This window comes from Leisingera aquaemixtae (assembly GCF_001458395.1).
GTDB lineage: Bacteria > Pseudomonadota > Alphaproteobacteria > Rhodobacterales > Rhodobacteraceae > Leisingera > Leisingera aquaemixtae.
Genome location: NZ_CYSR01000014.1, coordinates 19,770 through 33,288 on the forward strand (window position 1 = coordinate 19,770; position 13,519 = coordinate 33,288).

Genomic DNA, 13,519 nt, shown 5'->3' on the forward strand with positions numbered 1-13,519 from the left:
ACCCCCGCAGAACAGAGTTCAATAAGTGCTGGGCTGAAATTACTCGGACTTCAGCTTCCGGGCTTCGATGATCACCTCATAGGCGTCATGGGTGATCGGGTCGAAGCTCTTGGCCTCCCCCGCTGCGACACCGTAGAAGCAGTCACGGTCGATTTCGCTGAGGTTGTCCATAAGAGCGGTCATCTTGGCTTTGACTTCTGCCGGCAGGGCCTTGCGCAGAACAACCGGGCCTTCCGGGATCGGGGCGGATTTCCAGATCTCGACCATGTCGTTCATGTCGACCAGGCCTGCATCCACGGCACGGCGCAGGGCGCCGGACTGGTAGCCGTCTTCCCATTCACCCAAGCCGTCGGCCCAGGTCACACCGCCGTCCACATCCCCGTTGGCAACCGCAACGATGGTCTGCTCATGGCCGCCGGTGAACTTCACTTCGCCAAAATAGTCGCCCGAGTCCATGCTGGCATTGATCTTGTTCGGGATCTCGATGGACGGGATCAGGTAGCCCGAGGTGGAGTTCGGATCACCAAAGCCGAAAGTCTTGCCCTTCAGGTCTTCCAGCGAGGTGATGCCGCTGTCCTTGCGGGCAAAGCCGACCGAGTAGTAGCCATAGCCTCCGTCGCTGTTCACCTTGACCAGAACCGGCTCAACCGCTTCCGGGTCGGACAGGTAGGTCTTGGCATATCCCGACGCGCCCAGCCAGGCCATGTCGATGGTGCCGCCCAGAAGGCCCTGGATCACGCCGTTGTAGTCCGCAGGCGCAAACAGCTTGGTTTCGACACCCAGCTCTTTCTCGGCATATTCCCGCAGGCATTCGTTGTTGTTCAGACGGTCCTGCGCGTTCTCGCCGCCCAGGATGCCGATGCGGAATTCCTTGATCTCTTCAGCCGCAACGGGGGCGGTCAGCGCGGTGGTTGCCAGAACGGCAGCAATCAGTTTCTTCATCTTATGTCTCTCCGGTTGGGTCCCGGCAAAGCAGCCCGCCGGGTCGATGAATTCAGGGTCGGGGTTATTCGGCGGGAATGGCGGCGCGCAGGACGTCCGTCTTTTCCAGCGTTTCAATCTCGGTTGAGGTGGCCGCCTCGGAGAATGCCTCTCCGGCGCCGTAAATCTCGCGGGCCACACCTGTGGTCAGCTGCTCCGGCAGTCCGTCAAACACGATGCGCCCGTCGCGCATGCCGACAACCCGGTCGCAATACCGGCGCGCAGTGTCCAGCGTGTGCAGGTTGGCGATGACGGTGCGGCCGTCCTCCTCGTGGATGCGGCGCAGCGCCTCCATCACGGTCTGGGCATTCATCGGGTCGAGCGAGGCAATCGGCTCATCCGCCAGGATGATCTTCGGATCCTGCATCAGCGCCCGGGCAATCGCCACCCGCTGCTGCTGGCCGCCCGACAGCGCCTCGGCCCGCTTGGCGGCATGTTCGGCGATGCCCAGCCGGTCCAGGATATCAATTGCCTGGTGGATGTCATCCATCGGGTAGAGGTTGAACAGCGTCGCCATCGCGTTGCGGCGGTTCAGCGTCCCGTGCAGCACGTTGGAGACCACATCCATCCGCGGCACCAGGTTGAACTGCTGAAAGATCATCGCGCAGTCGAACTGCCAGGCGCGCTTGTCTTTGCCCTTCAGACCGGTGATCTCGCGGCCCTCGAACAGGATGCGGCCAGCGCTTGCGTCCTCCAGCCGGTTCAGCATCCGCAGCAGGGTGGATTTGCCCGCGCCGGAGCGGCCGATGATGCCGATCATGCAGGGCTTGTCGATGTCCAGCGTGGCGGCATCCACCGCAATCTTGCCGCCGAATTTCTTTGTCAGCTTGTCAATGCGCAGCACGGGGCGCTCCCTTCTCGTTCCGGGAATGCCTAGAGCCTGCGCTCAAAGCTCTTGTGTCACTGCCGTGAAAGTTTTGTAACGCCGTCCATTGCAACCCGCAGACGTGCAACCCGCGGGCGGTGCGGGCAGGGAAACAACCCGGCAGCGCATTCTGCCCCTGTCAACAACGGGCCGGAGGGTCTATATGGCCTGCGACTCCTCATTCCCCTTTGCAAAAGGAAGCTGCCAGATGTCCTTTGACCGCAAGATCAAGATCGCGCCCTCCATCCTTTCCGCCGATTTCGCCAACTTCGGCCAGGAGATCCAGGCGATCGAAGCCCAGGGCGCCGATTGGGTGCATGTGGATGTGATGGACGGGCATTTCGTGCCGAACCTCACCTTCGGCCCGCAGGCGGTGAAGGCGTTCCGCCCGCATGTGAAGACGGTGATGGACGTGCACCTGATGATCGCGCCGGTCGATCCCTATATCGACGCCTACGCCGATGCCGGCGCCGACGTGCTGACCGCGCATTTCGAGGCAGGCCCGCACATCCACCGCACCCTGCAGGCCATCCGCGGGGCGGGCATGAAGGCCGGTGTAGCGCTGAACCCCGGCACCCCGGCCGAGGCGGTGGAACACCTCCTGGACCTGACGGACCTGGTCTGCGTGATGACCGTGAACCCGGGCTTTGGCGGCCAGAAATTCATCGACATGACCGCCAAGATCCGCCGCCTGCGGTCGATGATCGGCGACCGCCCCGTGCATATCGAGATCGACGGCGGAGTCGACCCCGTCACCGCGCCGCTGGTGGCCGAGGCCGGCGCTGACGTGCTGGTCGCAGGCTCCGCCGTGTTCAAGGGCGGATCGGTCGACACCCCGGAGGTCTACGGCGAAAACATCCGCAAGATCCGTTCCGCCACAGAAGGCACGTGGGTGTAAGGCACGGGGCACTCCCGCCAATCGCCAGGCGCATCAAATATGCACCGCTCTTGTTGGGCCAGGCGCCGCGCAACCCGCGCGGCGCTTTTTCGTGATACAGCCAGCATTTGCGCGCCCCGCCCGGCAGCGCCGGGCCGCGCCCTGACGGCCCTCGACGGGCCGGAAGGGCGCCCGCCCGCCTGCTCAGCTGCCTTTGTTCAGGGAGTCGAAGGTTCTGCCTTCTGCCACCAACTGCTCCAGCAGCGGCGCGGGCTGCCAGAAGAAGCTGTCCTCTGCCGCAAAAGCCCGGATGTCGGCCAGGATGCCATCCAGCCCCTGCAGATCGGCCCATTTCAGCGGCCCGCCCCAGAACCGCGGGAAGCCGTAGCCAAACAGCATCACCATATCCACATCCAGCGGGCGGCGCGCGATGCCCTCGCCCACCACCTTGGCGGCCTCATTGACCATGGCGCACATGTAGCGGCGCAGCACCTCTGCATCAGAGAACTCCCGCGGAGAGACACCCTGCTGCTCCTGATCCTTGGAAATCAGCTCCGCCACTTCCGGGTTCGGCACACCGCCGCGCCGGCCTTCCTCGTAGATGTAGAAGCCCTTGCCGGTCTTCTGGCCGAAATCGCCGCCCTCACACAGCATCTCGTAGAACCGCGGCACCCGCTCGCGCGGGTCGCGGGTGGGCGCGCGGCGCTTGCGGGCGGCCCAGTTGATGTCGAGCCCCGCCAGATCCCCCATCGCAAACGGCCCCATCGGGAAGCCGAAACCGGTCACCACCTTGTCGACCTGATAGGGGGAGGCGCCATCCAGCACCACATATTCCGCCGCCTTGCGGTAGGCGTTCATGATCCGGTTGCCGATGAACCCGTCGCAAATGCCAGAACGCACCGCCACCTTCTTCAGCCGCTTGCCAAGCGCAAACCCGGTGGCCAGAACCTCCGGCGCGGTCTTTTCAGCCACCACGACCTCCAGCAGCTTCATCACATGCGCGGGCGAGAAGAAATGCAGCCCGATCACATCCTGCGGGCGCGAGGTCGCCGCGGCGATCTCATCCACATCCAGGTAGGAGGTGTTGGTCGCCAGCACCGCTCCCGGCTTGCAATGTGCATCAAGTTTGCCAAAGACCTCACGCTTGACGCCCATGTCCTCGAACACCGCTTCGACAACCAGGTCCGCTTCGGATAGCGCGGCATAGTCCGCTGCCACCGTCAGCGCCTCGCCGGTCAGCTGATCATATTGCGCCTGGCTGATCTTGCCGCGCTTCACGGCGCCTTTCAGGTTGCCCTCGATCCGGCCGCGCGCCGCGGCTGCGGCCTCATCCGTCATTTCGATCAGCACCACCGGCAGCCCCGCCAGCAGCGCCGCTGTGGCAATCCCTGCCCCCATGGTGCCGCCGCCGATCACCCCCATCGAGGCAACGTCACGCGGCGCGACGCCGTCCAGCTCCGGCAGCTTGCTGACCGCGCGTTCCGAGAAGAAAGCGTGGATCAGCCCCTGCCGCTGATCGGAGTCCATCAGCTCCATGAACAGCTCACGCTCGCGCTTCAGCCCGGCCTCGAAGCTTTCGGCTTCAGCCGCCGCCTGAACCGCGCGCACTGCCACCGCAGGCGACAGCTGGCCGCGGCCCTTCTTCAGCGTCGCCTCATAGACCGCATCGAAATCCACCGCTTCAGGCGCGGGCATTTCCCCGACAGCCCGGCGCGGTGCCCCCTGCGCCAGCAGCTCCTGCGCATAGGCAAGGCCGATCTCGCGCGGCGCGCCGTCTTCGATCCGGTCGATAATGCCTTTCTCCAGCGCCTCCGCCGCGCTGATGTGGCGGCCTGTGGTGATCATCTCCAGCGCCGCCTCGGTGCCGGCCACCCGCGGCAGCCGCTGGGTGCCGCCGGCACCGGGCAGAATGCCCAGGTTCACTTCCGGCAGGCCCATCTTGGCCGAAGGCACCGCAATCCGGTAATGCGAGGCCAAGGCCACCTCCAGCCCGCCGCCCAGCGCCGTGCCATGCATGGCAGAAACCACGATCAGCGGCGTGGCCTCGATCCGGCTGCACAGCCCGGGCAGCCAGGGCTCCTGCGGCGGCTTGCCGAATTCCCGGATGTCGGCACCGGCAAAATAGGTCTTGCCCTCGCCATAGATCAAAACCGCCCTGGCACCGTCCTGTTCGGCGCGTTCGATCCCGGCCAGCAGCCCCTTGCGCACATCCACACCCAGCGCGTTTACCGGCGGGTTCTGCGCCTTCAGAACGGCAATATCGCCCACGCGCTCATATGCAATGGCTTCACTCATCCGGTCTTCCTCTCTCCTGCGGGGTCCATGATGCAGCCCCGCGCCCCAACTGATTAGGCACGGCGCCCGTCTCCGCGCCAAGCCCCAAAAACCGCCGCGCTCCGGCAGACCCCGCGTCACACGTCACCGGGCCGCAGCAGCTGTTCTGCCGGGATTACGTAACAGAATGCAGGAGAAAATCAAACTTCTTGAAACGCCTTATCCCGCCCCTGCGCCTCCGGACAAGGCGGCTGGCGGTTCAGCCGCCTTGCACAATGCCGCTGGCGATCCAGGAATCGAGGATCTCCAATGCCTTGGCCGCAAACGCTGCGTCGTTGATATGGCAGTCCAGCTCATGAAGGCTGGCGTTTCCAGGACAGCGGCGGCGCATTTCATCGCAGAACGCTGCCAGCCCCGCCGCATCGTGCAAGGGCGCGCCGGGCCGGTCCCACTCGTTGCAGCCGCCCGCCGGCAGCAGCACGGCCACCGGCGCCCGGGCGGCGGCCAGCTTGCCGCAGAGCGCCTGCGCCACCTGACGCCGCTCATTCGCCTCCAGCAAGGCGGAGGTGAGCAGACGGTTATGGGCATGGGTCTCCCGCCCCTGAAGCTGTGCGGGCGTTTCCTGCCAGCCGACGAAATCCACCAGGTCATAGCAGCCCGGCGCCACCAGCTGCGGTATGCCTGCACGGCCTGCATTGGTCATCCGGTCCGCGCCAGCCGACAACCCGCCGAACAGGTGGTTCGAGACCTCCTGCGGCGCGAAATCCATCACTGCGGCAAAGGCACCCTCAGCCGCCAGGCTCTCAAACGCGCGCCCGCCCATGCCGGTGGCATGGAAGACGGCGACCTCAAAACCGCGCGCCTCCAGCGCCGGTTTCAGCGTCACCATATACCGCAATACTGTCTTGCCGAACGAAGTCATGCCGATCAGCGGCCGGTCCCGCCTGGGCGGCTCCACCGCCCGCGCCGCGCCCAGCACCGCGCCCGCCGCCTGGCTGAGCGACGCCTTGCAGATCGAATTCAGCCCGTAAAGCCCGCCCGCCCACAGGATCATCTGCACATCCGCCGGGATCCGCTCCGGCGGCATCAGCGGCGAGAAGGCAACGGTGGAGACGATGTATTTCGGCACCCCAACGGGCAGCGCCGCACACATGTCGAGCGCCAGATCGGTGCCCATGGTGCCGCCCAGCACGATCACCCCGTCGATGCGCCCCGCCCCGTAGAGCTCCTGCGCCTTGGCCGCCGCGCCCCTGCCCATGATCTGCATGGCAGTGTTTTCGTCACCCGCGCCGATTGCCTCCAGGATCGAGCTGCCGCCTGCCTCGGCCACCTCGTGCTTGCTGACATCCGTTGGCTGGCTGGGATCGCCCAGCACGCTCACATCCATCGTCAGCACCTTGCCGCCCTGTCCGCGGATCACCTCCGCCAGATAGCCCAGTTCATCGTCCTTGGTGTCATATGTCCCGGCAACCAGGATTGTTTTGGCCGTCATCTTCCGTCCTCCCCCCGGCCTGCGCTCTGCAGCCAGGCCGCCCCTTCATCTTTCCCCAAATACTCCCGCCGGAGGCTGCAGGTTTTGCCCCGGCAAAACCTGCATCACAGCTGGATCCAGGCGGTCTTCAGATCAGTGTATTTGTCCAGCGCATGCAGCGACTTGTCATGTCCGTTGCCGGACTGGCCGACACCGCCCAGCGGCACAGTGTTGTCGGAGCCGCCATAGGTGTTCACATGCACCACCCCGGCACGGATACCTGCGACCATCCGGTGCGCCCGGGACAGGTTTTCCGTCCAGACCCCGGCCGCCAGGCCGTAAGCGGTAGCATTGGCCAGGTTCAGCGCCTCCTCCTCGGTTTCGAATTTGGTGACCGCCAGCACCGGCCCGAACACCTCGCGCTGAAACAGCGCGTGATCGCGCGCGACGCGGGTGACGATGGCCGGTGCCATATAGGTGCCGCCGGTCTCCTCCAGTATGCGCGCCCCGCCGGTTACAACCTGCCCGCCCTCAGCCCGCGCCATATCCATGAAGGACAGGTTGCGGCGCAGCTGTTCCTCGGAGTTCACCGCGCCGATCTGGGTGTTCAGATCCAGCGGGTCGCCGACCCGCAGCGCCTCCGCCTCGGCCTTCAGCCTTTCGACGAACTCATCGTGGATCGACGCCTCGACCAGCAGGCGGGAGCCGGCAATGCAGACTTGGCCGGAGTTGCGGAAGATCCCCGCGGCAGAGACTTTCGCCGCCTTCGCCAGATCCGGCGCATCCGCAAAAACGATGTTGGGAGACTTGCCGCCGAGTTCCAGATAGCAGCGCTTGAGGTTCGAGCGCGCCGAAGCTTCCAGCAGCTTGCGCCCGGTGGCGCCGGATCCGGTGAAGGCCAGCACGTCCACGCCGTTTGAGGCCGCCAGCGCCGCGCCGGTTTCAGCACCGGAGCCGGTCACCACGTTCAGAACCCCGTCCGGCAGGCCGCATTCGGTACAGATCTCCGCCAGCCGCAGCAGCGTCAGGGAGGCGGTCTCTGCCGGTTTCAGCACCACCGAATTGCCCATCGCCAGCGCCGGCGCCAGCTTCCAGGCGCCGATCATCAGCGGGAAGTTCCACGGCACGATCGCGCCCACCACGCCCACCGGCATCCGGTGCACGAGGCCCAGCACGTCCGGCGCGGTCGGCGCGACTTCTCCCGCCACCTTGTCCAAGGCCTCTGCATAATAGCGGAAGGTGCCCGCCGCCGATCCCGGCTCGGCCTTCAGCGCCATGCTGAATTCGGTGCCGTTGTCGCGCACGCCCAACACAGCCAGCTCGACCGCCTCCGCCTCGACCCGGTCCGCGATCCGGTGCAGCACCTGCTTGCGTGCGGCGGGGCTCTGTCCCGCCCAGCGGCGGTCCTCGAAAGCCCGCCGCGCTGAAGCGACAGCGTTTTCGACATCAGTTGCAGAGGCGCCCGCCAGCGTCGTCAGAACAGATCCGTCAACCGGCGAAGCAACTTCGAGTGTCTGGCCCGAACCTTCTTGCCATGATCCTTCAAGAAAGAGTTTCTGCGGCGCCACATCAAGCTGCCGAAGCTTGTCGATGCGCGATTGGTCTGCCATTCGGCCTCCTTCAGTTCCTTCCGGTCCTTCAGCACCCGCAGGATGTGGACCGCCAGAACGATGATGATGATGCAAAACAGGATGAACGCCACCGGGCGGTCAATGAAATCAAGGGGTTCCTTCACCCGCGCCATGCCCGCGCGCAGCTTCACCTCCATGATGCCGCCCAGGACCATGCCAAGGATGATCGGCACCGAGGGCAGCGACAGCCGCTTGAGGATGTACCCGAGGATGCCGAATCCCGCCGCCATCACGCAGTCGGTGGCGGAGTTGCGCAGGGAATAGACCCCGACAAAGCTGAGCGTCAGGATGCAGACGCCCAGGAACCGGTTGGGGATGCGCACCACTTGGATGAGCGAGCGGGTGGCAAACAGCAGGAACAGCAGCACCAGCACGTTCAGGATCAGCAGCGCGAGATACAGCGCCACCACAAAGTCCATCTGGTTCTGAAACAGCCCCGGTCCCGGCACCACGTTGTGAACGTAAAACACCGACAGCATCATCGCCGTCAGCGCCTCGCCCGGGATGCCCAGCGCCAAGAGCGGCACCATGGCTGCCGCCGGCACCGCGTTGTTGGCGGTCTCCGCCGCGATCAGCCCCTCAGAGGAGCCATTGCCGAAATCCTGCGGCCGTTTCGAGGTCTTTTGCGCATAGGTGTAGGACATGAACTGCGCGGTGAACTCGCCCACGCCCGGAATCATCCCCATCAGGACGCCAAAGGTGGCAGAGACCCCGGCCACACGCGGATGGCGCGCCAGTTCGCGCAGGCCCTGGAACATGCCGCCGCGCAGGCGGGTCATGCGGACCTTCTCATCCTCGTCCGTCAGCAGCACAAAGGCTTGCGAGATTGCAAACAGCCCCAGCACGACGACGATCAAGTTGATCCCGCCGCCCAGGAAATCCTGCCCGAAGGTGTAGCGCTGGGTGTATTTCACCGGCTCCAGACCGATGGTCTGCAGGAAGATCCCGAAACAGGCCAGCGTGCCCGCAATCAGCGCCTGGCCGCGGTGAGCGACCACCACCAGGATCAGGCCCAGAAGCGCGGCCAAAAATATCTCGCGCGAGCCGAACATCGGCGCGATCTTGGCCAGCACCGGGGCGAACAGGATCAGGCAGATGACCGAGAAGATGCCGCCAAAGAAGCTGGCGGAATAAGCCAGGCTTAAAGCCCGGCGCGGCTCGCCCCGCGCGGTCATCGGATAGCCGTCATAGGTGGTCAGCGCATTGACCGCGGTGCCGGGCGTATTGATCAGGATCGCCGGGATTGCCCCCCCGTACATGGAGGAGCCGTAAATCCCCAACAGCACCGTCAGCCCGACAATCGGGTCCATCGAGAAAGTCGCGGGCAGCAGGATCGCAATGGCCACCGCCGGGCCGACGCCGGGAATGGCCCCGATCAGCACCCCGCCTACCGAACCCGCCAGCAGCGCCAGCGCCACGTCCCAGCGCATCAGGATGTCTATTGCAGAGAGGATCAGGTCCATGACGGGCACTCAGAGATAGAGAATGAAGAAGCTGCGCAACGAGCCCGGCAGATACTCGTAGATGAGCGCACCGGGAATCTTGACTGACAGGAAGGCCTTGAACAGCACCACCACGGCCACGGCAAACCCGGCGCTGATCCACAGCATGAAGGGGCTGCGGTAGCCCATCCGCCAGCTGAGAAGCGGCACGAACGCCAGCGTCACGGGCAGATAGCCGATGACGGGCACCAGCAGGACATAGCCCATGAACCAGCCGGCGAATTCCAGCACCTGCCCCCAGCGCTTGACCTCCCACAGGTCATAACGGCTGACCCGCCGCCAGGGCAGTTTATAGAGGTGCAGCCCGCCCAGCAGCACCATGCCGCCAATGGCCACAGCAGGCCAGAACCGGGGCTGGGCAAACAGCTTGGTTTTCTGGATCCAGGCGGTCTGTTCCGTGATCAGCACCAGCAGCAGCAGCGCCCCCCCTACCATGACGAGGGCAAAGACCAGCTGACCGCGCCGCGGCCCGGCAAAACGGCGTTCACGTTCCGAAGGCATCTGAGAAGCTCTTTGTCCGCGCGTTTAAAAGGCACCGGGACCGTGCATGGCCCCGATGCAGTGGGGGAAGATTACTCGGACAGCAGGCCGCTGATACGGGCCATGGTGTCGATATCGCTGGCAACCCGCGCCGCGCTGTCTTCGGCGTTCTGCCAATAGACCAGCGCGCCGGTTTCCTTGGCCACGTTCTGGGCGCGCTCGCTCATCACTGCCTTTTCGGCCACAGCAACGATCTTGTCGCGCACGTCTTGCGGCGTGTCCTTGGCCACAAACAGGCCGTTCCACAGGGCAATGTTCAGGCTTTCGTCCAATTCGCCGATGGTCGGCGCATCCGGCGCCAGCGGAATACGCTCGTCGGTTATGGCGACCAGAACCTTGACCTGATCCAGACAGGGCAGCACCAGCTGCAGCGTGGTGTTGATCACATCCGCATCGCCCGAGGCCAGCGTGTTGCAGTCCAGCGCGTCAAAGGCCGCATCCGAGCCCCATTCGAAACCGGCGTTCCTGGCATAGGCCTTGGTCACCTGGGTCGGGGTCAGCACGTCTCCGAAATGGCCCAGCGCCACGTCGTTTTCCTTGGCATAGGCCGCCAGCTCCTCCATCGTGCTGTAAGGCGCATCGGCGGAGGCCGCGATCACAAAGGGATAGGTCAGGAAGATCCCCAGCGGATCGAACTTGGCCGGTGTCAGCGGCGGAATGTCGATCTGATGCCCCATCACCGGCACGCCGATCACGAAGGAACCGATGGTGTAGCCATCAGCCGGTGCGTTGGCGACCTCGATCGCGCCCGGGAACGGCCCGCCGCCGCCGCCCGGCTTGTTCACCACCGCCGCCGCGACGCCGTATTCGTTCTGGAAATCCTCGGCGATCATCCGCGTCAGCACATCCTCCAGATCACCCGGCGGCCACGGCACGATGAAATTCACCGGCTTCTCCGGATACTCCGCCTGCGCCGCAACCGCGCTGAGCCCCAGCGCCGCCGCTGCAGCCGCCCCTTGCATGAGGGTTTTGAGTTTCATGGCTTTCCTCCCAGTTCTGCCACTTGGTTCATTATTTGAACCGTTGGTTTGAATTTAGATTGACAGCCCGCCCCGTTATCTGTCAACAAAATTGCATCGCGGGTGCGTCTTTTTGCGCGGACACCGCCCGGCTGAACCAAACAGGGAGCATCGGCAAGAGCATGGGAACGGTAACCAAAGCCTTGTCATTACTGACGTTTTTCAACCACGGGCGGACTGAAATCGGCCTCAGCGACCTCACGCGCCTGTCCGGCATGAACAAGGCAACGGTCTACCGGCTGATGAGCGAACTGCAGGAATCAGGCTTTGTCGAGCAGGCCGGAAGCGACCGGTCTTACCGTCTCGGCCCGCAGGTTCTGCGCCTTGCTGCGCTGCGCGAGGCGGCTGTTCCGATCCTTTCCGTCTCGCGCCGGGTGCTGCGGGATCTGAGCGACGAGACGGGCGAGACCACCCACCTATCGCTGCTGCAGGGCAGCCAGCTCAACTCGCTGTCGCACGCGTATTCGCCGCGCAATGCCACCAAGGTGATGATGGAGGACGCCGAAGTGCTGACCTTCCACGGCACCAGTTCCGGCATGGCGGTGCTGGCCTATGCGGACCCGGACTTTGCCGAACATGTGCTGTCCCAGCCGCTGGCGGCCCGCACTCCCGAAACCATCACAGACCCCCAGGAAATCCGCGCCCAGCTGGGTGAAATCCGCAGCACAGGCATTGCCCAGTCGATCGGCGGCTTTGAAGCGGATGTGCATTCCCACGCGGTCCCGGTTTTTGGCCCGGACCGCAAGGTGATCGGCGCGCTGGCCGTGGCCGCGCCGGTGTCCCGTATGAGCGCGGAGCAGAAACAGCTGATCCCGGCGGCCCTGCGCCGCGCGGGCGCCACCCTCACCCATCGCATCGGCGGCTCTGCCCCCGCGGACTATCCGCGGGACGAAACCGCCTGACCCTCGCCACCGGCCTCATACGGGCCGCATCCAGGAGCTGCCCCATGAAAGACTCCAACTTTCTGAAAGAACACAACGCCAAATCCCTCTGGCACCCGATGGCGCATCCCGGCGACAGCCTGGCCAACCCGCCTGCCATCATCACCTCTGCACAGGGCGTGAAGATCACCGACATCGACGGGCACGAGGTGGTCGACGCGGTCGGCGGCCTGTGGAACGTGAACCTCGGGTTCTCCTGCCAGCCGGTTAAAGATGCCATCTCCGCGCAGCTCGATGTGCTGCCCTACTACTCCACCTTCCGCGGCACCACCAACGACCAGGTGATCCAGCTGGCCGAGGAGCTGCGCAAATTCTTCGCGCCTGACGGGCTCACCCGTGCCTTCTTCACCTCCGGCGGCTCGGACTCGGTGGAAACCGCCCTGCGGCTCGCCCGCCAGTACCACAAGATCCGCGGCGAGGAGGGCCGCACCAAGTTCCTGAGCCTCAAGAAGGGCTACCACGGCACCCACATGGGCGGCGCTTCGGTAAACGGCAACGCCAACTTCCGCACCCAGTACGAGCCGCTCCTGCCCGGCTGCCACCACATCCCTGCGCCCTACACATACCGCAACCCGTTCAACGAGACCGATCCGGAACGCCTCGCCCAGCTCTGCCTCCAGGCGCTGGAGGACGAGATCGCTTTCCAGGGCGCGGGCACAATTGCGGCCTTCATCATGGAGCCGGTCCTGGGCGCAGGCGGCGTGATCCCGCCGCACAAAAGCTTCATGCCCGGCGTGCGCGAGATCTGCTCGAAACACGGCATCCTGCTGATCGCGGACGAGGTGATCACCGCCTTCGGCCGCACCGGATCCTGGAGCGGCTCGCGCCACTGGGGCGTGCAGCCCGACATGATGGCGACCGCCAAGGCCATCACCAACGGCTATTTCCCCTTTGGCGCGGTGATGATCGCGGACCACATGACTGAAGTCTTCGAAAAGGACACCACCGGCAAGGCCGCCATCGGCCACGGCTACACCTATTCCGGCCACCCCGTCGGCGCAGCGGCGGCGCTCGCTTGCCTTGCCGAAACCCTGCGCCTGAACGTGCCGGAAAACGCCGCCGCCCGCGGCACCCAGATCCACCAGGGCCTGCTGGCGCTGCAACAGAAATACGCGCTTATCGGCGACGTGCGCGGCGGCCACGGCCTGATGTGCGCGCTGGAACTGGTTGCCGACCGCACCACCAAAGCCGCAGTGGACAAGAAGACCATCGGCAGGCTGCAGGAGGTGGCCTACGAGGCCGGCGCCATGGTCCGGGTCTCCGGCCCCAACATCATCCTGTCGCCGCCGCTGATCCTGAGTGAAGCGGAGGCGGCCACCATCCTCTCTGCCCTCGACGCAGGCTTTACGGCGGTGAGCTGACGCCTGCGCCAGGCGCACCCGCGCCCGGGCCGCCAGGTCCGGGCGCTGCCAGATGCC

The 13,519-nt window shown here is 65.1% G+C and carries 11 protein-coding genes; 3 read left to right on the plus strand and 8 right to left on the minus strand.

Translation table 11 applies throughout. From position 1 onward, the window contains the following. Positions 1-39: 39 nt before the first annotated feature. Positions 40-942, minus strand: coding sequence for a phosphonate ABC transporter substrate-binding protein (phnD, locus tag PHA8399_RS07440; RefSeq protein ID WP_058285545.1), 903 nt, complete (start codon positions 940-942; stop codon positions 40-42). Positions 943-1,006: 64 nt separating this feature from the next. After that, entirely contained in the window at positions 1,007-1,825 is an 819-nt protein-coding gene (gene phnC / locus PHA8399_RS07445) for a phosphonate ABC transporter ATP-binding protein (RefSeq protein WP_058285546.1), read from the minus strand. Between the two features lie 229 nt (positions 1,826-2,054). On the opposite strand from phnC, the gene rpe reads away from it, so the two are divergent. After that, positions 2,055-2,744, plus strand: coding sequence for a ribulose-phosphate 3-epimerase (gene rpe, locus PHA8399_RS07450; protein ID WP_058285547.1), 690 nt, complete (start codon positions 2,055-2,057; stop codon positions 2,742-2,744). A gap of 183 nt (positions 2,745-2,927) precedes the next feature. On the opposite strand, the gene PHA8399_RS07455 is transcribed toward rpe, so the two are convergent. The 6 genes from PHA8399_RS07455 to PHA8399_RS07475 all read right to left on the minus strand — a co-directional run bounded on the left by PHA8399_RS07455 (position 2,928) and on the right by PHA8399_RS07475 (position 11,121). Beyond that, the gene (locus PHA8399_RS07455; RefSeq protein WP_058285548.1) at positions 2,928-5,018 is read right to left on the minus strand and encodes a 3-hydroxyacyl-CoA dehydrogenase NAD-binding domain-containing protein; all 2,091 of its coding nucleotides are present in this window, start codon (positions 5,016-5,018) and stop codon (positions 2,928-2,930) included. A 238-nt stretch (positions 5,019-5,256) separates the two neighbouring features. After that, positions 5,257-6,489 (minus strand): Tm-1-like ATP-binding domain-containing protein, encoded by a 1,233-nt coding sequence (locus tag PHA8399_RS07460; RefSeq protein WP_058285549.1) that lies wholly within the window; start codon positions 6,487-6,489, stop codon positions 5,257-5,259. A 104-nt stretch (positions 6,490-6,593) separates the two neighbouring features. Next, positions 6,594-8,036: an aldehyde dehydrogenase gene (locus PHA8399_RS21890; RefSeq protein ID WP_082649486.1), complete on the minus strand. Its 1,443-nt coding sequence runs from the start codon at positions 8,034-8,036 to the stop codon at positions 6,594-6,596. Then, on the minus strand, positions 7,943-9,562 hold the full coding sequence (locus tag PHA8399_RS07465) for a tripartite tricarboxylate transporter permease (protein WP_058285550.1): 1,620 nt from the start codon (positions 9,560-9,562) through the stop codon (positions 7,943-7,945). Before PHA8399_RS07465 ends, PHA8399_RS21890 begins: the two co-directional genes overlap by 94 nt. A gap of 9 nt (positions 9,563-9,571) precedes the next feature. Next, the gene (locus PHA8399_RS07470) at positions 9,572-10,102 is read right to left on the minus strand and encodes a tripartite tricarboxylate transporter TctB family protein (protein ID WP_058285551.1); all 531 of its coding nucleotides are present in this window, start codon (positions 10,100-10,102) and stop codon (positions 9,572-9,574) included. A gap of 71 nt (positions 10,103-10,173) precedes the next feature. Then, a complete protein-coding gene (locus PHA8399_RS07475; protein ID WP_058285552.1) occupies positions 10,174-11,121 on the minus strand; it encodes a tripartite tricarboxylate transporter substrate binding protein in 948 nt (315 codons plus the stop codon). A 161-nt stretch (positions 11,122-11,282) separates the two neighbouring features. Here PHA8399_RS07475 and PHA8399_RS07480 point away from each other — a divergent pair, with 161 nt between their 5' ends. Further along, complete coding sequence (locus PHA8399_RS07480; protein WP_058285553.1) at positions 11,283-12,062, plus strand: IclR family transcriptional regulator; 780 nt, start codon at positions 11,283-11,285, stop codon at positions 12,060-12,062. A gap of 44 nt (positions 12,063-12,106) precedes the next feature. After that, on the plus strand, positions 12,107-13,462 hold the full coding sequence (locus PHA8399_RS07485) for an aspartate aminotransferase family protein (protein ID WP_058285554.1): 1,356 nt from the start codon (positions 12,107-12,109) through the stop codon (positions 13,460-13,462). Positions 13,463-13,519: the final 57 nt, after the last annotated feature.

Excerpts from the sequence above, each read along its gene's own strand:
- phnD (WP_058285545.1), bottom strand. The coding sequence starts at position 942 with ATGAAGAAACTGATTGCTGCCGTTCTGGCAACCACCGCGCTGACCGCC.
- rpe (WP_058285547.1), top strand. The coding sequence starts at position 2,055 with ATGTCCTTTGACCGCAAGATCAAGATCGCGCCCTCCATCCTTTCCGCC.
- PHA8399_RS07455 (WP_058285548.1), bottom strand. The coding sequence starts at position 5,018 with ATGAGTGAAGCCATTGCATATGAGCGCGTGGGCGATATTGCCGTTCTG.
- PHA8399_RS07460 (WP_058285549.1), bottom strand. The coding sequence starts at position 6,489 with ATGACGGCCAAAACAATCCTGGTTGCCGGGACATATGACACCAAGGAC.
- PHA8399_RS07465 (WP_058285550.1), bottom strand. The coding sequence starts at position 9,562 with ATGGACCTGATCCTCTCTGCAATAGACATCCTGATGCGCTGGGACGTG.
- PHA8399_RS07470 (WP_058285551.1), bottom strand. The coding sequence starts at position 10,102 with ATGCCTTCGGAACGTGAACGCCGTTTTGCCGGGCCGCGGCGCGGTCAG.
- PHA8399_RS07475 (WP_058285552.1), bottom strand. The coding sequence starts at position 11,121 with ATGAAACTCAAAACCCTCATGCAAGGGGCGGCTGCAGCGGCGGCGCTG.
- PHA8399_RS07480 (WP_058285553.1), top strand. The coding sequence starts at position 11,283 with ATGGGAACGGTAACCAAAGCCTTGTCATTACTGACGTTTTTCAACCAC.
- PHA8399_RS07485 (WP_058285554.1), top strand. The coding sequence starts at position 12,107 with ATGAAAGACTCCAACTTTCTGAAAGAACACAACGCCAAATCCCTCTGG.